Source organism: Rhodococcus sp. DMU1 (assembly GCF_012272955.1).
GTDB classification, from domain to species: Bacteria; Actinomycetota; Actinomycetes; order Mycobacteriales; family Mycobacteriaceae; genus Rhodococcus; species Rhodococcus aetherivorans.
This window is the reverse complement of sequence record NZ_CP050952.1, coordinates 4,363,745-4,385,781: the sequence shown is the minus strand read 5'-3', so window position 1 is coordinate 4,385,781 and position 22,037 is coordinate 4,363,745. Positions and strand designations below refer to the sequence as shown.

Sequence of the window (22,037 nt, the reverse complement as noted above, 5' to 3'; positions counted from 1 at the left end):
TCGCCGTCTCCGTGCTCCGCGGGTCACTTACGTGACCGCCGCGCTGGGCTCGCGGCTGCCGCTGGCGCGCGAACTGTGTTGTCGCTGACACCGCCCTTCGCGCCCCGCTTCGTTTCCCCCGGCCGTCGGCCGGTGGACCTCTGCCTCACGATCGAGCGGATCGGCGCCTCCCTGCCACGCCCCGGGTCTGCGGACCCGATCTCGAGGAAGAGTCGCAGTGACTGCAGTAGCTACGTCAAATGTCCTGTCCACCAATGTTATTCGCCCGACCTCCGGATCGGGCGTCCGTTCCCGTAGTGCCACCGCCCGGGTGCGATCGACGACGCGCGTGCAGATCGTGCCGCCCGAGCTGAAGGTCGCCGACGGCACCGCCGCCGCGGTGTTCCGGGTCGCCGCGGCGCGCGGGCCGATCTGCCGCGACCAGGCGGCGACGGCGACGGGCGCGAGCATCGCCACCGTGAACCGGCAGGTCTCGGCGCTGCTCGCCGCGGGCCTGCTCCGGGAGCGGCCGGATCTGACCGCGTCCGGTGCCGTGGGCCGGCCCCGGGTGCCGTTCGAGACCGACCACGAGCGCTACCTGACCGTCGGCATCCACATCGGTGCGGCCGTCACCGGCATCGTCGCGAGCGATCTGCGCGGGCGTGTGATCGGCGCGGTGGAGATCCCCACCCCGCGCGGCGGCCAGGAGGCGGCGCTCGGGGCGATCACCAGCAGCGCCAGGGCCTTCGCGTCGCGCTGGCACCGGCGCACGCCGCTGTGGGCGGGCGTCGCGCTCGGCGGCCGCGTCGACTCGGCCACCGGAACCGTGGACCACCCGCGGCTCGGCTGGGAGGATGCGCCCGTCGGGACCGTGGTGAGCCGGGGCCTGGGCCTGCCGGTTTCCGTCGCCGCGCACGTCGAGGCGATGGCCGCCTCCGAGTTGCTGCTCACCCCCGACCGCGACACCGCCGATGTCGAGGGCGCCACCCTGTACTTCTACGCTCGCGAAACCGTCGGTATCGCAATCGCATTCGACGGCCGGGTGCACACACCGCGCGGCGGCCCGGGCTCGGTGTCGCACCTGCCCACCGGATCGTCCGTGCCGTGCGCCTGCGGTGCCCGCGGATGCCTCGAGGCCACCGTCGCCGACCGTGCGGTGCTGACCCGGGCGCGGGCCGCCGGCCTGCTCGACGCGGGCGCCACGTCCGTCGCCGCGTTGTACGCGCTGGCCCGCAACGGTTCTCACGAGGCCCACGAGATCCTCGTGGAGCGGGCACAGGTGCTGGGGCGGTCCGTCGCGATGCTCCGGGACCTGTTCAACCCGGACCGGGTGATCCTCGGCGGCCAGGCGTTCACCGCGTACCCGGAGGCCGCACCGCACGTCGCGCGCGCGCTCGCGTCGCCGTCGGGCGCCGACGTCCGGGTCACCGGATTCGGCGACCGAGTGCAGGCGCACGCCGCGAGCGTGGTGTCCTTGAGTTCGCTGTACTCCGATCCGCTGGGCGCGATGCGCCGGGCGCTGGTCTGATACGCGCACGGAATGGGTATCCGCGCAGACGATTCGATTTCCTGCGCGGACGGCCGGGAAGTGCGCGGATGCGGGGCCGCCGGTCAGCCGCCGTGCAGTGGCGGGCCGTCCGTCGCGTCCGCCGGCGCCCCCCGCCGGTCCAGTTCGGCCCGCGCGCGGGCCAGACCGCCGTGCTCGAGCGCCGCGAGGGGCGACTCGCCCGCCCAGACCAGCGTGCCGCGGTCGCGGACGGTCACGCTCAGCGAGCCCGCGAGGTGCTCGAGGGCGCCGGGCACGTTGCGGCGCTCGAGGGGCAGCGGAACCGGCAGGACGTGCGCGGCGCTCAGCGGGGCGGTCGCCTCGATCTCGACGGTCCACCGCGGCCCGCGCCCGAACAGCGACCACCGCTCGTCGGCGACGTGGGCCCGCACCGGGGAGACCACGGGGTTGCCCAGCCGGATCACGGGTCCGTCCGGCAGGGCGACCACCACCGCCGTCACCTCGGTCCGCAGCGGTCCGGCGTGGACCTGCCCACCGGCGAAGGCGACGCACGCGGCGGAGTCGGTGAAGCCGTGCGCCTGGCCCCACCACCACGACTCCGGGAATCCGCCTCGGCCCCAGTTCTTCTCCGCGTACACCTGGGCGCCGTCCAGGTTCCACGTCTCGCCCCCGAGCACGGCCTCGCCCTCGGCTCGCCCGTCGAGCAGCCACGGGTGCCAGTACTGGTTGAGCGCGGGGATCGCGTGGAAGACGCTGGATCCGCCGAACCGGCGGCGGGGCCACGGCCGGGGCGCCGTCACCCGCACATCGAGGCGTGCGTCGGCGCCGAGGTCCACGCGCAGCCGGTCGGGCTCCCCGCGGAACGCCGTGCCCGCCGACGCGCCGAGCCGCCGCGGGTCGGCGAACCCCTCCGGATGCGCCGTCGTACGCAGGAATCCGCCCGGGTGCGCCGCCAGGCCGAGGGTCGCCCACGACCCGTCGGCGGCCCGGTTGACGCCGCACAGCGCGATCACCACCCGTCCGGTCCCGGGCTGGGTGAACCGCCAGAAGTACCCCTCCATCGCGACATCGTGCGCCGCCAGCGGATCACCGAAGGGCAGGTCGGCGCCGGTGGCGCGGTAGCTCGAGCACAGCGACACGACGCTCAGATCCCGGCCCGGGCCGCGGCCGCGATGTCGTCGAGGTCCTGGTGCAGCGCCTTACGCGTCGCCCGCAGGGCCAGGGGAGCGACGAGCGCCGTCAGCGCCCGCCGGATCCGTCCCGGACGGCCGGCGTCGGCCGAGAACCGCACGGTCAGCGTCGTGCCGGCCCGCTCGGGGGCCACGTCGAACTCGGTGCGGTAGCGCACACCGCCGGATTCGGCCTCGACGGCCGTGTGCCGCCCCGGCTCCACGGCCGTCACGGTCATCTCCTCGGTCGCGGCCCTGCCGAACATCGTGCGGGTCTCGCGCCAGCGGGTGCCGACCTCGTAGCCGACGCCCGCGAGCCGTTCGACACTCTGCACCCCGCTCAGGATCTGCGGGGCCGAGTCGACGGAGGTCAGCACCCGCCACACCCGGTCGGGTGGTGCGTCGACGAAACGGCTCAGCTCGACGTGGTGGCCCATTCGCGCTCCTCTTCGGTCGGGTCGATCACAGGGGCAGGGCGTTCTCCTGCAGCGTCGGCTGCGCGCCGCGCCGGCGGAACCATTCGAGGCCGAAGGCGCTCGCGAGCTGTTCCGGCGTCATCGCCAGCATCGGCCCGAAGTCACCGACCTGTGAGGCGTGCGCGAGCATCGCCGCCCGTTTCGCGGGGATCGTCGCGGACACGTCGATCGTGGTGGTGATCTCGGCCTCCGGCAGGCCGAACGTGTCCAGGTCCGGGGGCGACGCGTCCGGGCTCACGTCCGGGTTGGCGGCGAGCAGGCGACGGATGTGGTCCCGGTTCATCGCCGCCTCGTACACCGACGGGTGCGCGGTCAGCTCCTGGGCCCGGGCGCCGACGCGGTGCACCTGCACGTGGTCGGGGTGCCCGTATCCGCCGTTGGGGTCGTAGATGGTGACGACGTCGGCGCTCTCCTCCGCGAGCACGGCCGCGAGCCGGGCCGCGGCCGAGTCCACGTCGACGTTGCAGAACGCGGCCGGGTCCGCGTTCTGCGGCGCCCCGGCCATGCCCGAATCGGCGTAGCCCAGCGGCACCAGGCGGGCGACTCCCAGCGTCTCCGCCGACGCCTCGAGCTCGGCGCGGCGACGCTGCACCAGGGACTCGCCGGGACCGAGCAGCCCGTCGGGGACCTCGCCCGCGGCGCCGTCCGTCGCCACGACCAGCACCACCCGATGCCCCGCGTCCGCGGCGAGGCGCATCACCCCGCCGGTGGTGAACACCTCGTCGTCGGGATGGGCATGGAAACACACCAGCACGCTCACGTACTGCATGCTGGCACGAATGCGCTCCTACCGTGCACTGTTCACCGCGCCGGGCGCCGCCGCCTTCTGCCTGGCGGGGTTCGTCGCGCGGTTGCCGATCGCGATGGTCGGCATCGGCATCGTGACGATGTTCTCGCAGTTGCGGGGTGATTACGGCCTCGGTGGCGCCCTGGCCGCGGTGTTCGCGCTGTCGTACGCGGCGCTCACCCCGCTGGTCTCGCGGGCCGCGGACCGGCACGGGCAGTCCCAGGTCCTGCCGGTCGCCGCGGCGATCAGCGCGGCCGCGACCACCGCGATGCTGGCGGGGGTGCGGTGGGAGGCGCCCGAGGCGCTGCTGTTCGCGTGCGCGGTCCCGGCGGGACTGATGCCCACGATCGGCGCCATGGTCCGCGCCCGGTGGACCGAGCTGCTCCGCGGCACCGACGGGTTGCGTACCGCGTTCGCGCTCGAGGCGGTGATCGACGAGCTGTGCTTCATCGTCGGGCCGGTGCTGTCGGTGGGGCTGAGCGTCGCCGCGTTCCCGGAGGCGGGCGCGTTGCTCGGGGCGGTGCTGCTGGTGATCGGCACCGTCGCGCTCGCCGCCCAGCGCGGCACCGAACCCCCGGCACGCCCGGTCGTCGCGGGGGCACCCGGCGCGAGCGTGCTGCGGATCCCGGTGCTCGTCGTGCTGGTGGTGGCGATGACGGCGATGGGCACGATCTTCGGCGTCGTCGACGTGGTCGGGGTCGCCTTCACCGCCGAGCGGGGCGCGCCCGGCGCCGCGACCGTGGTGCTGGCGATGTTCGCGACCGGGTCCGCGCTCGGCGGCCTCGTCTTCGGGGCGGTGCGGCTGCGGGCGCCGCTGACGCGGCAGCTGCTCGGCGCGACGGCGGCCGTCGCGGTCCTGCTGTGGCCGCTGCTGCTCGCCGACACGGTGCCGGCCCTCGCGGTGCTCTACCTGTCGGCCGGGGTGGCCGTCGCCCCCACCATGATCGTCGCGACCTCCCTGACCGAGCGGATCGTGCCGCCGGGCCGGCTCACCGAGGGCATCACCTGGACGGTCACGGGACTCGGGGTCGGTGTCGCGGTCGGCTCCGCCGTCGTCGGTCAGGTCATCGACCGGTCCGGGCCGAGCGCGGGCATCGGGGTCGCGGTGGTGGCCGCGCTCGTCGGATGCGCGTGCGCGGTGGGAGTGGCCCGGCTCGCCCGGCTAGGGTGACCCGCATGACAATCCGCGAGGTCGAGAGCTCCGACGGCACCCCCATCGTCTACCGCGTCACCGGCGATCCCGCCCACCGCCCGCTGGTCCTGCTGCACGGCTGGGCCCAGTCGTCGCGGTGCTGGGGCGAGGCCGTGCTCGACGAGCTGGCCCGCACCCACCGGGTGATCGCCGTCGACCTGCGCGGACACGGGTACTCCGGGGCCCCGGAGACCGGATACGACGAGTCGAAGCTGTGGGCCGCGGACGTGCAGGCCGTGCTCGACGCCGAAGGCGCCCACGGCGCGGTGCTGCTCGGCTGGTCCTACGGCGGCCTGGTGATCTGCGACTACCTCGCGACCCACGGCACCGACCGCGTCGCCGGGATCGTGCTGGTCGGCGCGATCACCAGCATCGGCCGGGGCGAGAAGGGCGGCAAGGTCGGGGCGGCCATGCGCGCGGCCGTCCCCGACGCGATGTCCGAGGACGCGGCGACGGCGGTCCGCGCCCTGGGCGCCTTCGGCACGGCCCTCACCGGGCCCGGGGAGGGCAAGGGCGTCGCGGCACAGGCGCTGTTCGGCACCAGCCTGTGCACCCCGCCCCGCGTGCGGGCGGCGATGTTCGCGCGGACGGTGCGCAACGACGAGCTGCTGCGGGGCCTCGACACGCCCGTGCTCGTCCTGCACGGCACGGCCGACTCGGTCGTCGACGTCTCGGCCGCCGAGCACGCGGCGTCGCTGCTGCCGAACGCGACGACCTCGTTCTGGGAGGGCACCGACCACGGCCCGTTCGTCGAGGACCCGCAGCGGTTCGCCGCGGAGGTCACGCGCTTCGCGGGATCGCTGTAGCCGCTGCCGACCCGAGCGCCTGCGCCCCGGCGAGCAGCAGTGTCTCCTCCGGCGTGAGCGGGTGGAACTTGACCCCGCGCACGTCGCGGTAGCACTGCTCGAGCGGGCTCGACCGGTAGAAGCCGCGGCCCCCGGCGACGTCGAGGGCCAGGTCGCACACCTCGATCGCGGTCCGCGCGATCTCGGCCTTGGCGGTCATCACCGCGGCGACCGTGGTCATCGACGGCACCGGGTCGTCGCCGACGACGTCGAGGGCACCGTCGAGGGCCCACGACGCGACCTGCAGGCGGGTGGCCGCGACGCCGAGCTGGCGTCGCACGCTCGGGTCGCCGGCCCGCGGCGTCCCGGCGACGAGCGCGGTCGCGTGCGCGTGCGCGGCCTCCGCAACCCCGAGGTACACGGCCGCGACGACGGGCATGGCGACGCTGAGCACCAGCTGGAACGGCGGGTCGATCACCCCGTACGGGCGGCGGGCGACCACGGCCGCGTCCGGGACGAACACGTCGGTCAGCTCGACGTCGTGGCTGCCGGTCCCGCGCATGCCGAGCGAGTCCCAGTTGTCGAGGACCCGCACCCCGTCGGCCTTCATCGGGACCATCATGTTGAGCACGATGCGGCCCTCGTCGGGGTCGTCGTACGGGAACATGGTGGCGAGCACGTCGCCGACCGGGGCCTGGCTGCAGAACACCTTGCGGCCGTCGACGCGGTAGCCACCGGGCACCTTCCGGGCGGTCCCGCGCGGCCGGGTCTGGTCGGCGCCGCCGGTGGAGACGAGCACGAGTCCCTCCCCGGCGACGCGGCGCAGCATCCGGTCCGCGCCGGGCGCGCCGTGCCGGTACCGCCACGCGGCGGCGAGCACGACGTGGTGGTGCATGGACGAGGCGAGGGCGGTGGCCGCGCAGTGGTGCGCCAGGGTGCGTTGCACGGTGGCGACGTCGCGCACGGTCGCGCCGTCGCCGCCGAGCTCGCGCGGGACGGCGAGCGCGAGGCGGCCCTCGGAGCGCAGGATCTCGTAGGCCTCGGCGACGAACGTGCCGTCGCGGTCGTGGGCGCGGGCGTACGGGGCGATCCGCCGGCCCAGTTCGTCGGTGCGGGCGGCGAGTTCCTCGCGGGGGCGGGAGCGGGGGGACTGGGTGATGTCTACGGTGGTCATGTCTCGACGGTAGGGGTGCAGATCGATGCCGCCCAGTGCACGTTCTGGACCTACTCTGGAGATGTGCGCGAGTACGGGCAGTACTGTCCGGTCTCGATCGGCAGCGAAGTGCTCGCCGACCGGTGGACCCCGCTGATCCTGCGCGAAATGGTCTACGGCAGTACCCGTTTCAACGAGATCGAGCGCGGCCTCCCCGGCATCTCCCGCACCCTGCTGGCCACCCGGCTGCGGCACCTCGAACGCAAGGGCGTGCTGGAGCGGGTCCCGCAGGCCCGCGGCTGCGAGTACCGCCTGACCCCGGCCGGCCGCGAACTCGCCCCGATCCTCGTCGCGATCGGGGAGTGGGCGGTGAAGTGGTTGTTCGCCGAACCGGTGCCCGCCGAGGTCGACCCGGTGACGCTGACGTGGTGGATGCACCGCCGGGTGGACCGCGACCGGGTGCCGCAGCGGCGGGTGGTGATCGAGTTCGACTACACCGGTCCCGCCCCGATTCGCCTGTGGATCGTCCTGGACCGGGGCGAGCCGTTGGTGTGCCGCAAGCCGCCGGGGTTCGACGTCGACCTGTACGTGACCGGGGAACCGGTGGCCCTGATGCGCGTCTTCGCCGGCACCCGGACCCTCGCCGAGGCGATCGACGACGGCAGCGTGCAGGTGCACGGGCCGTCCGCGCTGGTGCGCGAGTTCGGGACCTGGTTCCTGTGGAGCCCCTTCCACGCGGCGGTGCGCCGCGCCGTCGCGGGTTTCGAGGCCGGCGAGCATTCCTGAACGGCCGGGGTGCCGCGTCGAGCAGCCGCAGCGCGCCGGAGCGCAGGGGAGGGCGGAGCCGGGCGGGGATGTGCGGCAGGGCAGTATGGAGAAGTGACGTCGAAGTCGAACAGCCGTCCCCGCCGCGTGGCCGTCCTGTCGGTCCACACCTCGCCGCTCGCGCAGCCCGGCACCGGGGACGCCGGCGGGATGAACGTCTACGTTCTGCAGACCGCCGTGCAGCTCGCGCGCCGCGGGGTCGAGGTGGAGATCTTCACCCGGGCGACGTCGTCGGCCGACCCCGTGGTGCAGGAGGCGGCACCCGGCGTGCTCGTGCGCAACGTCGCGGCCGGTCCGTACGAGGGGCTCGACAAGCACGACCTGCCCACGCAGCTGTGCGCGTTCGCGGCCGGGGTGCTGCGGGAGGAAGCCCGTCACCCGCAGGGCTACTACGACCTCGTGCACTCGCACTACTGGCTGTCCGGCCAGGTGGGCTGGCTCGCCCGGGACCGGTGGGGAGTCCCGCTGGTGCACACCGCGCACACGCTCGCCGCCGTGAAGAACGCCTCGCTCGCCGACGGTGACGTGCCCGAGCCGGCGGCCCGGCAGATCGGCGAGCAGCAGGTGGTCGCCGAGTCCGACCGGCTCGTCGCCAACACGGTCGACGAGGCGGCGCAGCTCGAACGCAGCTACGGCGCCGACCCGTCGCGGGTGGACGTGGTGGCGCCGGGTGCGGACCTGTCCCGTTACCGGCCGGGGGACCGGGCGGCCGCCCGGGCGGGCCTCGGCCTCGACCCCCGCGAGACGATCGTGACCTTCGTCGGGCGCATCCAGCCGCTCAAGGCACCGGACGTGCTGCTGCGGGCCGCTGCGGCGGCGATGTCCGCCGACCCGGAGGTACCCCTGCGCGTGCTGGTGGTCGGCGGGCCCTCCGGCACGGGACTCGAGCGGCCGCACTCGCTGATCGAACTGGCCGCCGAGCTCGGAATCGCCGCCCGGGTGACGTTCCTGCCCCCGCAGCCACCCGAGCGGCTGGTGCAGGTCTACCGCGCCTCGGACGTGGTGGCGGTGCCGAGCTACTCCGAGTCGTTCGGCCTGGTGGCGATCGAGGCGCAGGCCTGCGGGACCCCCGTGCTGGCCGCGAACGTCGGTGGCCTCGGCGTCGCGGTGCGCGACGGCGAGACCGGGCTGCTCGTCGACGGCCATCGCACCGACGACTGGGCCGCCGCGCTGCGCGCGCTGGTCACGGACCCGGGACGGCGGGCTGCGCTCGCGGCGGCCGCGCCCCTGCACGCGGAGAACTTCTCCTGGGAGCACACCGCGGAGGGTCTGCTCGCCAGTTACCGTAAGGCCGGTGCGCTGCGGAACCGTTCGCTCGGGACCGGCGAGTTCCCGCTGCGCCGGCAACGCGGAGTGTGGAAGATCCGGCGGACGACGGGGGTACGGGCGTGAGCGAGCGACTGAGCGAGACGATCGAGGCGACGCTGCGCGATCGCGGCCTCGAGTTCTCCCGCAAGGAGGGTGGGCACTTCGTCGTCGACCTGCCGGGGGAGAACAAGCTCAAGACGACGACGCTGCTCAGTCCCGGCAACCACGGCCTGCGCATCGAGGCGTTCGTGTGCCGCAAGCCCGACGAGAACTTCGAGGGCGTCTACCGGTACCTGCTCCGCCGCAATCGGCGGCTGTACGGGGTCGCGTACACCCTCGACAAGATCGGGGACATCTACCTCGTCGGCCGGATGTCGGAGGCCTCGGTCACTCCGGACGAACTGGACACGGTGCTCGGCCAGGTGCTCGAGGCCGCCGACCACGATTTCAACGTCATTCTCGGACTCGGATTCCTCACCTCCATCAAGCGGGAGTGGGAGTGGCGGGTCTCGCGGGGCGAGTCGCTCCGCAATCTCGAACCCTTCCGGCACCTGATCGAGGACGGCCGGCCCTTCGTGGTGGAGGACGCGCAGCCGTAACGCCGCGATATCGGTGACCCGAGCCACAATATTACTGTGAGCATGGTCACATAACGGCCGTGTAACTACACGGTTTCGAAACGGCGATTACTCGGACGTCACCTGGGAAAACGCTGCCGCCCGATCTTGGAATGTGAGACGGGCGTGCCGGAAAACAGCGCGTGACCGATCCGTGATGAGTCTCTAGCGTCGTAATCAGCCCGATACCACCGGGCAAGCAACACCGGCCCGTCGCCGCTGACTCTGCCCCGCGGGACCGGAACTCGATACCTGATCGAGGGGCAGGGACGAGGCACAGCTCCGAATCCGGGCAGCGGGATCGACATCGTCGGCCGCCGCAGTGCCTCGCCAGCAGACGCGAGAGGAATTCAACCGCATCATGGCAAACTTCACCTTCAAGCGCGCCCTCGGCACCGTCGCCGCCACCGCGGCCCTGGCCGTCACCCCGTTCGCACTCGGCACCGGCACCGCCAACGCCGCCTCCGGCAACTGGGACGCCGTCGCGCAGTGCGAGAGCAGTGGGAACTGGGCCATCAACAACGGCAACGGCTACCACGGTGGCCTGCAGTTCTCGCCGAGCACCTGGAACGCCTACGGCGGCCAGCAGTACGCCCCCACCGCCGACCAGGCGACCCGGGAGCAGCAGATCGCCATCGCCGAGAACGTCCTCGCCGGCCAGGGCGTCGGTGCGTGGCCGGTGTGCGGTCAGTACCTCTGACCCCACCGCCCGGGCTCACGCCCGTAGCAGCCGAACGAACCCCGCGTGCACCGCACGCGGGGTTCGTCGGGTTCTCACCGGATCCGCGACGCGGCCGACCGGCGGTAGGCGGCGGCCTCGAAGTCGAGGTATCCCCCGAACGAGACGGCGTCGGCGAAGGGCAGGATCTGGGTGGCCCAGAAACCGGCGATGCCGTTCTGGCGGTCGATCCAGTAGTACAGGTTCGCCAGGCCGGCCCAGCCGAGCGCCCCGGCGGGCCGACCCGTCGGCGCCGGCTCCTCGTTGACCATGAACGTGTATGCCCAGTTCTTGGGTAGCCCGGGGAAGAACTCCGCATCGTTCGACAGCGCGGGGATCACGCCCGGCAGGGCGGTGATCTGCTGCCCGTCCAAACCGCCGCGCACCGCGTCGGCGACCGTTCCGGCGGCCAGCACCCGGCCGCCGGGCGCGTCCCCGTCGCGCAGCCACATCCGGAGGAACCTCAGGTAGTCCGGGACGGTCGTGTACAGACCGTGGCCCCCCATGTGGACCTCCGGATCCTGGGGGAGCACCATCTCGGGCATCGGTACGACGGTCCCGTCCTCGCCGCGCTGGTGGACGACGGCGAGCCGGTCGCGCATGTCGGCGGTGAGGGTGAACGCCGTGTCCGCCATCCCGAGGGGCTCGAAGATCCGTTCGCGCATCACCTCCCCGAGGCGCCGGCCCCGCACGGCCTCGACCACCAGCCCGCACCAGTCGATGTTCGAGCCGTACATCCACCGCTCGCCCGGATCGAACAGCAGCGGGGTCCGCAGCGCGGCCTTCGACGCCGTGATGACGCTGGGCTGACCGTGCTCCTCGGCGAGACGCCGGTAGTTCTCGTCGAAGAAGTCGTACCCGAGGCCGGCCGTGTGGAGCAGCAGCATGCGGGTGGTGATGTCCCGTTTCGGCGCGCGCAGCAGGGGCTCGCCGTCCGTTCCGAAGCCCTTGAGAACCTGGAGTTCGCCGATCTCCGGCACATACCGGGCGGCGGGGGCGTCGAGGTCGAGCAGGCCCTCCTCGACGCACTGGAGTGCCGCGGTGCCGGTGATCGCCTTCGTCGTGGAGAAGGCGGCGAACACGGTATCGGCGGTCATGGCCGTGCCGGACCCGGCAGCCCGTTCCCCGGCCACCCCCGAATACACCACGTCGTCCCGGTCGGTGAGCATGGCCACCACGCCCGGCAGGCCCCCCGGGCTGTGGGTGAGTTCCCGTAGGGCTGCATCCATGGTGCTCGCGAAGTCGTCTGTCACGGTTCCTCCTGTGCGCGGGTCCGCCGCCGGTGGGCTCACCGGCGTCGGATGCGGACGCTACGGACAGGGGTGTGACGTGGGCCACCTCCGATCGGCACGCGCTGTCGGATTTCGGCACTCACCGTCCGCGGGCCCGGGCGAGGGTCCGCGACGGGTTCTCGCCGAATCGGCGACGGTAGGCGGCGGCGAAGACGCCCATGTTGACGTAGCCCCAGCGGGCCGCCACCGCGGAGACGGTGCACTCGGCCGACGCCGCGGCGAGTTCGTCGCGGATGTGCTGCAATCGCACGTCGCTCAGGTACCGGTTCGGCGTCGTGTCCAGGTGGCGGCGGAACCCGCCCGACAGTGCGCGCACGCTGACGCCCACGGCGGCGGCGATCTCGGAGACCGTGGGCAGATCCGCGGCGTGCTCGCGGATGTACTGTTCCGCGCGGCGGACGTACGCCGACGCGGCCGGCTGCCGGCCGGCGTCGAGCGCGACGCCCGCTGCGGCGGCCCATTCGGTGACGAGGTGACCGAGGAGCAGCTCCTGCAGGTGAGCGCCCGGCGGGCCCTGCGCGATGCGCACCGGATCGGCGCGGATCGCGCGGACCGCATACGCGAGCAGCGCGTTCCAGCCCGACGATCCGGCCCCGACGACGCACTTGTGCTGCCACAGACGGTCGTCGGGAACGACGCCGAACCAGCGGTCGGCGAGGTCGGCGACGAGCCGGTGCGGCACCGTCAGGTTGAGCTGGAGATGCTCGTCGTCGAAGTCGACGCGATGCTCGATCCGGCTGCAGTCGGCCACGAAGGTGGCGCCGGAGTCGATCTCCACCTCGCCCGCTGCGACCCGGTGCCGGGCGTGACCGCGGATCGTCGTCAGCACCAGGATGTTGCCGGCCTCGGCCGAGAGCTGGTCGACGGTCACCGGGATCCCGTACCGGAACCGGGTGAGCACGATGTCGCCGATCGCGGCGGAGAACATGCTCGATCGCGGGCGCAGCAGGCGCCCGCTCGGCCGTACGCGATAGGGCATGTACACCTGGTCCGACCACGCCCGGATCTCGTCCCAGTCCGTCGAGACCGTCGCCGGCGAGGGGGCGCAGCCGGAGAACGGGTCCAGCGAATGCACGACGTCCGTCATCCGGCCGAGCCTAGAGCGCCGGGGCGGGCGCCGACACTGCCCGATCGGCTGGGTCCGGGCGCGCGCGACCGGGCACGCGACGGCCCCCGACGCGGTAATGTCCGGCGTGCGTGTGACTGCCTTCACAGCGGTCAGGTACCGTACTCCCGGCACGTCTGGCACGGCGTGCCACAGAGTCCTGCTCCCGAGGAGAACCCATGAGCTTTCGCAGCCCGTTTCCCGACGTCGAAATCCCGGCACTGAGTGTCTACGACTTCCTGTTCGGTTCGATCGCGGAGGCGGACCTCGGTCGCCCGGCGCTGATCGAGGGCGCGTCGGGGGCCGTCACCGACTACCGCGCCCTGATCGGGCAGATCGACGCGATCGCCGGGGCCCTCGCGGCGCGCGGCGTGGGGGTCGGCGACGTCGTCGGCCTGCTCTCGCCGAACGTGCCCGCCTTCGCGTCCGTCTTCCACGGCATCCTGCGGGCGGGCGCGACCGCCACCACGATCAATGCCCTCTACACCGCCGAGGACATCGCCAAGCAGCTCGAGGATTCCAAGGCGACGTTCCTGTTCACCGTCTCCCCGCTGCTGCCGCACGCGAAGGAGGCCGCGGCCAAGGTGGGCATCGCCGACGACCGCCTCGTCGTGCTCGACGGCGCCGAGGGGCACCCGTCCCTGCGCGACCTGCTCGCCGAGAACGCGCCCGCCCCCGAGGTGTCGTTCGATCCGGCCACCCATCTGGCGGTGCTGCCGTACTCGTCGGGCACCACGGGCCGCCCGAAGGGTGTGATGCTCACGCACACCAACCTGGTCGCCAACGTGTGCCAGATCAACCCGCGCATGGGCATCGGCGCCGCCGACAAGGTCCTCGCCGTGCTGCCGTTCTTCCACATCTACGGCATGACCGTGCTGCTCAACGCGGCCCTGTACAACCGGGCGTCGCTGGTGACGATGCCGAAGTTCGACCTGCCGGAGTTCCTGCGGATCGTCGCCGAGCAGAAGTGCACGTACGTGTTCATCGCGCCGCCCGTCGCGGTGGCCCTCGCCAAGCACCCCCTCGTCGACCAGTTCGACCTGTCCAGCGTGCACACCGTGTTCTCGGGTGCCGCGCCCCTGGACAAGGAACTCGGCGGTGCGGTGTCCGCGCGGCTCGGCTGCAAGATCCGCCAGGGCTACGGCATGTCGGAGATGAGCCCGGTCAGCCACGCCATCCCGTTCGACGGCGACGACGTGCCGCTCGACTCGGTCGGCCCGACGATCGCCAACATGGAGTGCAAGCTGGTCGACCCGGGCACGCTCGAGGAGGTCGCGTACCCGACCGGCGAGGGTGTCTCCGAGCCGGGTGAGCTGTGGTGCAAGGGCCCGAACGTGATGGTCGGCTACCTCGGCAACCCGCAGGCCACCGCGGAGACCCTCGACGCCGACGGGTTCCTGCACACCGGCGACATCGCCACGGTGGACGCGGCCGGCAACGTCACGATCGTCGACCGGCTCAAGGAACTGATCAAGTACAAGGGCTACCAGGTGCCGCCGGCCGAGCTCGAGGCGCTGCTGCTGACCCACCCGCAGATCGCCGACGCCGCGGTCGTGGGCGTGCTCGACGACGAGGGCGAGGAGGTGCCGAAGGCGTTCGTCGTGCGCCAGCCGAACGCGGAGCTGACCGAGGACGAGGTCATCGAGTTCGTCGCCGAGCGCGTCTCGCCCCACAAGAAGGTGCGCCGGGTGCAGTTCATCGACATCGTTCCGAAGTCCGCCGCGGGCAAGATCCTGCGCAAGGATCTGCGCACGCCGACGGCGTAGCCGGTTAACGTCCGGGCCGCAGGATCCGGCCGAGATGCGCCGCGAGCGCCTCGATCGTCGGATCCTGCGCCCGGAACCCGACGTAGCCGTCCGGCCGCACCACCACGGCCGCGGCGGCACCGCCGAACCCGTACGCCTGCGCGGCGCGGCCCGCGTCGTCGCGCAGCACCCTGCCGTCGGCCGGCGTCCCGGCGGGTCCCGCCACGAGCACGTACGCCCGCAGCGCGTCGCCGAAACGGTCCGCCGCCCGCTCGGCCAGCTCCCGCTGGGACGCCAGCGCCTGCACCGTCGGCGCCCACAGCAGCACCGTGTGACCGGGGTGGCGCAGCAGCTCGTGCAGCCGGAGCGGCGACGCGACGGCGTCCTGTCGCAGTCCCGTCGCGTCCGGGGCGCGATCACCCGGGGCCGGACCGCCGCCGTCCGGCACGTCGCCGCCCACGAGCGGGCTGCCGGGGTAGCCGAGCAGCAACTGGGCCTCGCGCGCGATCGCGGTCGCCGCGTCCGTCTCGCCGGCCCCGATGCCCTGCCGGGCGTGCCGCACGGTGCGGCCCACCACCTCCTCCCCGATGGGCCGGCGCTCGGCGTCGTAGCTGTCGAGCAGGCCGTCGGCGGCGCGGCCCTGCACCGCCAGCGCGAGCTTCCAGCCGAGGTTGTAGGCGTCCTGGATGCCGGTATTCATGCCCTGCGCCCCGGTGGGCGGATGGATGTGCGCGGCGTCCCCGGCCAGGAACACCCGGCCCCCACCGTAGTTCCCGGCGAGGCGGTGGCTGATCCGGAACACCGACGACCAGCGCAGGGCACTCGCCCGCGTCGGTTCCGGCGCCAGCCGGTCGAGCACCGCCTGGATGTGACCGAGGGTGGGCCGGCGCCCGCCCTCGGGTCCGTGCGCGACGGTTCCGACGCCGGGCGCGGACGTCGCCAGGTCCGGCGCGACGAACGTCGACAGGCGGTAGCGGCCGTCGCCGGGCAGCGGGATGCACACCATCATGTCCGTCGTCGTGCCGTCGGTCCGCGTCGACGCGCGGATGCCGTAACCGGCCGGCATCGACCAGTCCAGTTCGACGTCGGCGAGCATGTACTCCTCGGGGAACGCGTCGCCGTCGAAGGACACCCCGAGGCCCTTGCGCACGGCGCTGTGCGCGCCGTCGCAGCCGACCAGATAGCGGGCGGCCAGCCGCGTCGTGTCCTCGCCGTCGCGCAGGGCGGCGACCACGCCGTCCGCGGTCCGGTCGAAGCCGGTCAGTTCGACGCCGCGGCGCACGACGGTGCCGTGCTCGGCCAGGGCCTGCGTCAGCACCCGTTCGGTGGCGTACTGGGGCATGCAGACGAATCGGTACGGCACGTCCTCGGGCAGTGCGAGTTCGAGGCGCATCACCTCCTGCCCGTCGACGTACACGAGCTGCCCGTGCATCGGCGCGGACACGTCGAGCGACGGCCGGAGCACGCCCATCGCGTCCCACACCTCGAGCGTGCGCGGCTGGATACCGACCGCCTTGGCGTACTGCGGCGGCTCCGGGAGCCGATCGACGATCACGACGTCGACGCCGCGCCGGCGCAGTTCCAGCGCGGCGGTCAGTCCGACCGGGCCGGCGCCGACCACCAGGACCGAGGTCTCGCTCATCGGGCATACCCTTTCGTCGCGTTCGAGGGAAGTATGTCCGAATCCGCCTCCGGCGCGTGCCCGTTCGCCGCATCCTGCTTCCGTGCCGACGGGACCACGCTCCGGACCCTCTCGCCGCCGGGCAGCGCGCGCCCCCGACGTCACACGTCGAGGATGTGCGGCAGCCCGGCGCGGTAGCGGTCGGCGTCGATCCGCCGCATCGGCTCGAGCTCGGGCGGCTCGTGCAGGCGGTACCGCGCCGGCGGTGCGGCGGGCGAGTCGGCGGCCTCGAGCAGCGCGGCGACGGCCGCCCGCGCCGATTCGCCGGCCGATTCCATGGTCGCGAGATCGATGTCGGTGCGGACGTAGTCGCCGGCGAGGAAGAGGTTCGGGATCGCGGTGCGCGCGTCCGGACGGTCGGCCCACGAACCGACGGTGTTGACGAGCAGGGGAGTGTCGTTCGTGTTGCGGGCCTGCGCGGCGTCCCACCGGACGCCGGGATCGAGGAACCACGAGACGACGTCGTTCTCGTCGAGGACGCCGGTGCCGGTGTCGTCGAGGCACGCCGACATCTGCGCCCACGTCTCCCGGGCGATCTCCTCGGCGGTGCACTCCTTCGCGGTCTTCCCGTGGAGGATGCCGGGGGTGTCCCAGTCGGAGATGTCCACCGACAGGCAGTCATGGGCACTGCCGTCGCCGTAGCGGGCGGCGAAGTCCCCGCGCCAGAACTGGCCCTGGCTGATGGAGGTCAGGGCCCACGGCGAGCCGAGGTAGGCGACGTGCCCGTCGGCGATCGGGGTGGGCCGGCGCAGGAAGTACTGGATGCCCACCATCCAGTCCGTCTGCAGGTTCCGCATGGCTCCGAGCCGCGGATCGGCGGCGACGATCCGCGGTGACCACAGCGGCACGGCCCGCTCCACGGGCATCGCCGCGACGTACCAGTCGGCCTCGGCGACGGCGCGGGTGCCGCCGCCGTCCACCAGCCGTACTCCGGTGATCGAGCCCGAGGAGATGTCGAGAGCCTCGGCCGCCCAGCCCATTTCGAATCGAACGCCGAGGGCGCGCAGGTGCGCGGCCCACGGGTCGATCCAGGCCTCGTTCGTGGGGGCGGCGAGGAGCCGGTCCAGGTGACCGTACTCGGGGACGGTGCCCATCGCGTTCCACACGAACGCCTGGCCCATGATGCCGATGGTGCGGGTGGACGCGACGGTGGGCCGGGCGGCCACCAGTTGCCGGGTCAGCGCCGAGACGAGGATGTTGCGGTAGGCCGGCGACTTGCCGTCGGCCTCGAGCGTCTGCGACCACGTCTGGTGCTCCCACTGGCCGTGGCGGCGTTCGAGGCTGCTGGTCAGGAACATCACCAGCTTGCGGGTGAAGACGGCCAGCTCGTGCGGGGGGATCGCGCCGCCGAGGGAGAAGGCGGCGGCCAGGGACTCCTGCAGCGAGGCGGGGTCGAGGACGTCGGGGCGCAGCGGCGCGATCGACGCGGGGGCGGTCAGGTCGGGCCCGCCGGGGATCGCCATCCGGAAGGCGGATCCGGCGACGAGGTTGTCGAACACGCCGTTCGGGTTGCCCTGGAAGGGGATCCGCCGCATCGTGTCGGGGATGTGCCGGTAGAAGCCCGGGAAGAAGCGGAAGCCGTGCTCGCCGGGCAGGTCGGCGCGTCCACCGGACCCGGTGCCCGACGACGGGATGCTGCGGGCCTTGCCGCCGAGGGCGGTCGGTTCGAAGACGGTGACCTCGAAGCCGCGTTCGATCAGTTCGTGGGCGGCCGTCAGGCCCGCTATCCCGCCGCCGAGCACGGCGACGCGCCGGCCCCCCGAGCGCAGCGCGGGCGAGCGCGGTGCGGCGTGAGCGGTCGTGGGCGCGACCGCGACCGCGCCCAGGGCGGTGAGGAAGGTGCGGCGGGAAAGCCGGGTGTCGAACACGAGAATCCCCCGATCCGGACGTCGTTCTGAAAACAACCGTTGTCACATATATCCGATGTGTGCGGCCCGCGGGGCGGATTCGCCGAACGGTGCGGACGTGGCACCGCCGCCCGGGCGTGCCAGGATTGGCCCATGACCAACGGAACACTTGTGTTGCTCCGCCACGGCGAGAGCGAATGGAACGCGATGAACCTCTTCACGGGGTGGGTGGACGTGCACCTGACCGACAAGGGGATCGCCGAGGGCAAGCGTGCCGGCGAGCTGCTCGCGGAGCACGGTCTCCTGCCGGACGTGCTGTACACGTCGCTGCTGCGCCGCGCGATCAGCACCGCCAACTACGCGCTCGACGCCGCGGATCGGCACTGGATCCCGGTCGTGCGTGACTGGCGCCTGAACGAGCGGCACTACGGTGCGCTGCAGGGCAAGAACAAGGCGGAGATCAAGGCGGAGTTCGGCGAGGAGCAGTTCATGCTGTGGCGCCGCAGCTACGACACCCCGCCGCCCCCGATCGAGCCCGGCAGCAAGTACAGCCAGGACAGCGACGTCCGGTACGCGGACGTCGACGAGGTGCCGCTCACCGAGTGCCTGAAGGACGTCGTCGAGCGCCTGATCCCGTACTGGGAGGAGACCATCTCCCAGGACCTGCGGGCCGGCCGGACCGTTCTGATCACGGCCCACGGCAACTCGTTGCGCGCCCTCGTCAAGCACCTCGACGGGATCTCCGACGAGGAGATCGCCGGGCTGAACATCCCCACCGGCATCCCGCTGCGCTACGACCTCGACGAGAACCTGCGCCCGCTGAACCCGGGCGGCACGTACCTCGATCCCGAGGCGGCCGCGGCCGGTGCCGCCGCCGTCGCCGGCCAGGGCGGACGGTAGTCCCTCCGGGGGCCGCGGGCAGCCGTCCCGCGGCCCCCGGGAAACGGCCGGTGAACACGCGGCAAATGCCGCGAACATGCGGCGTGACGTGCGGCGGAATGCCCCGACCCGCTGTCACCGTCCCGCCGTGCCTACGTACGATTCGAGACGTGACTGTTGTGCAGGCCGTGCTGCTCGCCGGGGCCGCCGTCCTCGGTGCCGTGTTCGCGATCGTGCTGATGCGGCTCCTCCGGGGGCGGGCCACCGACCGCACGGACGCCGACCTGACCATGGCCCAGGTGCTCGACCGCGTCGTCTACGGCGCGGACACGGGCATCGCCGTCGTCGACCGGTTCCACGACGTCATCCTGTTCAACCCGCGCGCCGAGGAACTCGGCCTCGTCCGCAACCGGCTCGTCGAGGACTCGGCCTGGGCGGCCGCCACCCGGGTCCTCGAGACCGGTGAGCCCGCCGAGCTCGACCTCACCGCGAAGAGCCCGCGCGGTCGCGAGCGCGTCGCGGTGCGCTGCGTCGCGCGGCGCCTGCTCGACGACGACGCACGCTTCGTCGCGCTCTACGCCTACGACGACTCCGAGCAGGTCCGGATGGAGGCCACGCGCCGGGACTTCGTCGCCAACGTCAGCCACGAACTCAAGACGCCGGTGGGCGCGATGGCCTTGCTCGCCGAGGCCCTGCTCGAATCCGCCGACGACCCGGAATCCGTGCGGCACTTCGGAACCCGGCTGCAGAGCGAGGCCAACCGGCTCGGCAACATGGTGACCGAACTGATCGCGCTCTCGCGTCTGCAGGGGGCCGAGAAGCTCCCGAACCTCGAGGTGGTCGAGGTCGACGACGTCGTCGAGGAGGCGCTGCGCCGCACCCGCCTGACCGCCGAGAACGCGCAGATCACCGTCACCACCGACGCCCCCAGCGGCTACGAGGTCCTCGGCGATCAGACGCTGCTCGTCACCGCCCTGGCCAATCTCATCGAGAACGCGGTCGCCTACTCGTCCCCAGGCTCGCCGGTCTCGGTCAGCCGGTCCCTGCGCGCGGGCAAGGTGGCGATCGCGGTGACCGACCGCGGCATCGGGATCGAGAAGGAGGACCAGGAGCGCGTCTTCGAACGGTTCTTCCGGGTCGACAAGGCCCGTTCCCGCGCCACCGGCGGCACCGGTCTCGGCCTGGCGATCGTCAAGCACGTCGCCGCCAACCACAACGGGGAGATCCGGTTGTGGAGCCAGCCGGGAACCGGATCGACGTTCACGCTCCTCATCCCCGCCCACTCGGCCGACCCCCGCGAGTCACAGGTCGCCTCCCCTCGCCGCGAGGGCGGGGCGGCGCTGACGGCGGAGCGGTGACGACCACGCCGACATCCACGACGAGAAACGGAAGCGAGCCGGATGCACCAGGTAACGGAAGGTACGGAGGACCAGCAGTGACGCGTGTGCTGATCGTGGAGGACGAGGAATCGCTGGCGGATCCGCTCGCGTTCCTGCTGCGCAAGGAGGGCTTCGACACCACCGTCGTCGGCGACGGACCGTCGGCGCTCGCGGAGTTCGACCGGGCCGGCGCGGACATCGTCCTGCTCGACCTGATGCTGCCCGGCATGAGCGGCACCGACGTGTGCAAGCAGCTGCGCAGCCGGTCCGGCGTGCCGGTGATCATGGTGACCGCTCGCGACAGCGAGATCGACAAGGTCGTCGGCCTCGAGCTGGGAGCGGACGACTACGTCACCAAGCCGTACTCGGCGCGTGAACTCATCGCCCGGATCCGCGCGGTGCTGCGCCGCGGCGGGGAGAGCGACGCCGAGTCCGCACAGGACGACGGGATCCTCGAGGCCGGGCCGGTGCGGATGGACGTGGACCGGCACGTCGTGCACGTGGGCGGGAAACCGGTCACCCTGCCGCTCAAGGAGTTCGACCTGCTCGAGTACCTCCTGCGCAACTCCGGCCGGGTGCTCACGCGCGGCCAGCTCATCGACCGGGTCTGGGGTGCCGACTACGTCGGCGACACCAAGACCCTCGACGTGCACGTCAAGCGGCTGCGTTCGAAGATCGAGGCCGATCCCGCCAAGCCGCAGCACCTGGTCACCGTCCGCGGCCTCGGCTACAAGCTCGAGGGGTAGGGGGCGGGCTCCGGCGTCCGCTCGGCGGCGGCCGTCGTCGCGGGGTGCACGGCGATCAGGCCCAGCCCCTCGCGGCGGCGGCACAGCCGCGCGAGCTCCTCGTAGGCGGCATCGCCGATCAGCTCGCGCAGTTCCGGCGCGTACGACTGCCACACCGGCGAGGCGCCCACGTGGGCGTCCGGCGATCCGGAGCAGTACCAGTCCAGGTCGTGGCCGCCCTCGCCCCAGCCGCGCCGGTCGTATTCGGTGACGACGGTGCGCAGCACCTCGGTGCCGTCGGGGCGCTCGACCCAGTCCTGGGTCCGGCGGATCGGCAGCTGCCAGCACACGTCCGGCTTCACCTCGAGGGGTTCGATGCCGCGCCGCAGCGCCATCTTGTGCAGCGAGCAGCCGATACCACCGGCGAAACCGGGCCGGTTGAGGAAGATGCAGGCACCCTTGTAGCGGCGGGTGCGCAGGGCCGGCTCGTCCTCGAGGTCGTCCTCCTCGAGGTAGCCCTTCTTGCCGAGTCCCTTCTCCATGAACTGCCAGTCCTCGGGAGTGAGATGTCTCACGGCGGCGTCCAGCTTGGCGCGATCGTCGTCGTCCGACAGGAACGCCCCGTGGGAGCAGCACCCGTCGTCCGGGCGGTCGGCGATGATGCCCTGGCACGCGGGCGTGCCGAACACGCAGGTCCAGCGGGAGAGCAGCCACGTCAGGTCGGCGGCGACGACGTGCTCGCTGTTGTCCGGGTCGGTGAACTCGACCCATTCGCGCGGGAAGTCGAGGGGAACTTCGGGGGCCGGGACCTGCTTGTGTGCGGCGCCGGGCATACCTGCTGTCACAGGACCCGACGGTAGACCCAGTA

19 protein-coding genes and 1 pseudogene are annotated in these 22,037 nt (G+C 72.7%); 11 read left to right on the top strand and 9 right to left on the bottom strand.

What is annotated here, in order from left to right; genetic code table 11:
• Positions 1–244 precede the first annotated feature (244 nt).
• Positions 245–1,507 (top strand): ROK family protein, encoded by a 1,263-nt coding sequence (locus tag HFP48_RS20020; protein ID WP_168580612.1) that lies wholly within the window; start codon positions 245–247, stop codon positions 1,505–1,507.
• 83 nt (positions 1,508–1,590) lie between these two features.
• Here HFP48_RS20020 and HFP48_RS20015 read toward each other — a convergent pair whose 3' ends face one another.
• Genes HFP48_RS20015 through HFP48_RS20005 form a run of 3 tightly spaced genes read right to left on the bottom strand, consistent with a single transcriptional unit; the run spans position 1,591 to position 3,900 of the window.
• Entirely contained in the window at positions 1,591–2,625 is a 1,035-nt protein-coding gene (locus tag HFP48_RS20015; RefSeq protein WP_168579918.1) for a tocopherol cyclase family protein, read from the bottom strand.
• A 5-nt stretch (positions 2,626–2,630) separates the two neighbouring features.
• Positions 2,631–3,092 (bottom strand): SRPBCC family protein, encoded by a 462-nt coding sequence (locus HFP48_RS20010; protein WP_072635769.1) that lies wholly within the window; start codon positions 3,090–3,092, stop codon positions 2,631–2,633.
• Positions 3,093–3,117: 25 nt separating this feature from the next.
• The gene (locus tag HFP48_RS20005) at positions 3,118–3,900 is read right to left on the bottom strand and encodes a PIG-L family deacetylase (protein ID WP_168579917.1); all 783 of its coding nucleotides are present in this window, start codon (positions 3,898–3,900) and stop codon (positions 3,118–3,120) included.
• Between HFP48_RS20005 and HFP48_RS20000 the strand changes: the two genes are divergently transcribed.
• Positions 3,899–5,089: an MFS transporter gene (locus tag HFP48_RS20000; protein WP_168579916.1), complete on the top strand. Its 1,191-nt coding sequence runs from the start codon at positions 3,899–3,901 to the stop codon at positions 5,087–5,089. The two genes, HFP48_RS20005 and HFP48_RS20000, sit on opposite strands and share 2 nt — an antisense overlap.
• Positions 5,090–5,094: 5 nt before the next feature.
• Positions 5,095–5,916 carry an alpha/beta hydrolase gene (locus tag HFP48_RS19995; RefSeq protein WP_168579915.1) on the top strand — a complete coding sequence of 274 codons (822 nt, stop codon included), beginning with the start codon at positions 5,095–5,097 and terminating at the stop codon, positions 5,914–5,916.
• On the opposite strand, the gene HFP48_RS19990 is transcribed toward HFP48_RS19995, so the two are convergent.
• Positions 5,891–7,069: an acyl-CoA dehydrogenase family protein gene (locus HFP48_RS19990; protein WP_043803256.1), complete on the bottom strand. Its 1,179-nt coding sequence runs from the start codon at positions 7,067–7,069 to the stop codon at positions 5,891–5,893. The genes HFP48_RS19995 and HFP48_RS19990 overlap by 26 nt on opposite strands.
• A 63-nt stretch (positions 7,070–7,132) precedes the next feature.
• Here HFP48_RS19990 and HFP48_RS19985 point away from each other — a divergent pair, with 63 nt between their 5' ends.
• The 4 genes and pseudogenes from HFP48_RS19985 to HFP48_RS19970 form a co-directional block, all read left to right on the top strand.
• A complete protein-coding gene (locus tag HFP48_RS19985; protein ID WP_168579914.1) occupies positions 7,133–7,834 on the top strand; it encodes a helix-turn-helix domain-containing protein in 702 nt (233 codons plus the stop codon).
• A gap of 93 nt (positions 7,835–7,927) precedes the next feature.
• Positions 7,928–9,265 (top strand): D-inositol-3-phosphate glycosyltransferase, encoded by a 1,338-nt coding sequence (gene mshA / locus HFP48_RS19980; RefSeq protein WP_006936015.1) that lies wholly within the window; start codon positions 7,928–7,930, stop codon positions 9,263–9,265.
• Positions 9,262–9,780 (top strand): YbjN domain-containing protein, encoded by a 519-nt coding sequence (locus HFP48_RS19975; RefSeq protein ID WP_006936013.1) that lies wholly within the window; start codon positions 9,262–9,264, stop codon positions 9,778–9,780. Before mshA ends, HFP48_RS19975 begins: the two co-directional genes overlap by 4 nt.
• A 379-nt stretch (positions 9,781–10,159) precedes the next feature.
• Positions 10,160–10,495, top strand: a pseudogene (locus HFP48_RS19970) (transglycosylase family protein); the annotation flags it as partial.
• Between the two features lie 77 nt (positions 10,496–10,572).
• On the opposite strand, the gene HFP48_RS19965 reads toward HFP48_RS19970, so the two are convergent.
• Together HFP48_RS19965 and HFP48_RS19960 are read right to left on the bottom strand one after the other, a co-directional pair.
• Entirely contained in the window at positions 10,573–11,745 is a 1,173-nt protein-coding gene (locus HFP48_RS19965) for a serine hydrolase domain-containing protein (protein ID WP_246872573.1), read from the bottom strand.
• Positions 11,746–11,887: 142 nt separating this feature from the next.
• A complete protein-coding gene (locus HFP48_RS19960; protein WP_210432768.1) occupies positions 11,888–12,895 on the bottom strand; it encodes an AraC family transcriptional regulator in 1,008 nt (335 codons plus the stop codon).
• Between the two features lie 197 nt (positions 12,896–13,092).
• Between HFP48_RS19960 and HFP48_RS19955 the strand changes: the two genes are divergently transcribed.
• A complete protein-coding gene (locus HFP48_RS19955) occupies positions 13,093–14,679 on the top strand; it encodes an AMP-binding protein (protein WP_006936007.1) in 1,587 nt (528 codons plus the stop codon).
• Between the two features lie 4 nt (positions 14,680–14,683).
• Here HFP48_RS19955 and HFP48_RS19950 read toward each other — a convergent pair whose 3' ends face one another.
• A complete protein-coding gene (locus tag HFP48_RS19950) occupies positions 14,684–16,300 on the bottom strand; it encodes an FAD-dependent oxidoreductase (RefSeq protein WP_168579912.1) in 1,617 nt (538 codons plus the stop codon).
• 140 nt (positions 16,301–16,440) lie between these two features.
• Complete coding sequence (locus HFP48_RS19945) at positions 16,441–18,207, bottom strand: FAD-dependent oxidoreductase (RefSeq protein ID WP_168579911.1); 1,767 nt, start codon at positions 18,205–18,207, stop codon at positions 16,441–16,443.
• Between the two features lie 132 nt (positions 18,208–18,339).
• On the opposite strand from HFP48_RS19945, the gene HFP48_RS19940 reads away from it, so the two are divergent.
• From HFP48_RS19940 to HFP48_RS19930, 3 genes are all read left to right on the top strand, one after another.
• On the top strand, positions 18,340–19,086 hold the full coding sequence (locus HFP48_RS19940) for a phosphoglyceromutase (RefSeq protein ID WP_006936001.1): 747 nt from the start codon (positions 18,340–18,342) through the stop codon (positions 19,084–19,086).
• Between the two features lie 149 nt (positions 19,087–19,235).
• Complete coding sequence (locus tag HFP48_RS19935) at positions 19,236–20,423, top strand: ATP-binding protein (RefSeq protein ID WP_029545155.1); 1,188 nt, start codon at positions 19,236–19,238, stop codon at positions 20,421–20,423.
• Between the two features lie 77 nt (positions 20,424–20,500).
• A complete protein-coding gene (locus HFP48_RS19930; protein ID WP_029545153.1) occupies positions 20,501–21,190 on the top strand; it encodes a response regulator transcription factor in 690 nt (229 codons plus the stop codon).
• Here HFP48_RS19930 and HFP48_RS19925 read toward each other — a convergent pair.
• Positions 21,172–22,002, bottom strand: a complete 831-nt coding sequence (locus HFP48_RS19925) for a hypothetical protein (protein ID WP_006935994.1) — start codon at positions 22,000–22,002, stop codon at positions 21,172–21,174. The two genes, HFP48_RS19930 and HFP48_RS19925, sit on opposite strands and share 19 nt — an antisense overlap.
• Positions 22,003–22,037 lie beyond the last annotated feature (35 nt).

What these genes read in the sequence shown, in the direction of transcription:
- HFP48_RS20010 (WP_072635769.1), bottom strand. Translation starts at nt 3,092, where the DNA reads ATGGGCCACCACGTCGAGCTGAGCCGTTTCGTCGACGCACCACCCGAC.
- HFP48_RS20000 (WP_168579916.1), top strand. Translation starts at nt 3,899, where the DNA reads ATGCTGGCACGAATGCGCTCCTACCGTGCACTGTTCACCGCGCCGGGC.
- HFP48_RS20005 (WP_168579917.1), bottom strand. Translation starts at nt 3,900, where the DNA reads ATGCAGTACGTGAGCGTGCTGGTGTGTTTCCATGCCCATCCCGACGAC.
- HFP48_RS19995 (WP_168579915.1), top strand. Translation starts at nt 5,095, where the DNA reads ATGACAATCCGCGAGGTCGAGAGCTCCGACGGCACCCCCATCGTCTAC.
- HFP48_RS19990 (WP_043803256.1), bottom strand. Translation starts at nt 7,069, where the DNA reads ATGACCACCGTAGACATCACCCAGTCCCCCCGCTCCCGCCCCCGCGAG.
- HFP48_RS19965 (WP_246872573.1), bottom strand. Translation starts at nt 11,745, where the DNA reads ATGGATGCAGCCCTACGGGAACTCACCCACAGCCCGGGGGGCCTGCCG.
- HFP48_RS19960 (WP_210432768.1), bottom strand. Translation starts at nt 12,895, where the DNA reads ATGACGGACGTCGTGCATTCGCTGGACCCGTTCTCCGGCTGCGCCCCC.
- HFP48_RS19955 (WP_006936007.1), top strand. Translation starts at nt 13,093, where the DNA reads ATGAGCTTTCGCAGCCCGTTTCCCGACGTCGAAATCCCGGCACTGAGT.
- HFP48_RS19950 (WP_168579912.1), bottom strand. Translation starts at nt 16,300, where the DNA reads ATGAGCGAGACCTCGGTCCTGGTGGTCGGCGCCGGCCCGGTCGGACTG.
- HFP48_RS19940 (WP_006936001.1), top strand. Translation starts at nt 18,340, where the DNA reads ATGACCAACGGAACACTTGTGTTGCTCCGCCACGGCGAGAGCGAATGG.
- HFP48_RS19925 (WP_006935994.1), bottom strand. Translation starts at nt 22,002, where the DNA reads ATGCCCGGCGCCGCACACAAGCAGGTCCCGGCCCCCGAAGTTCCCCTC.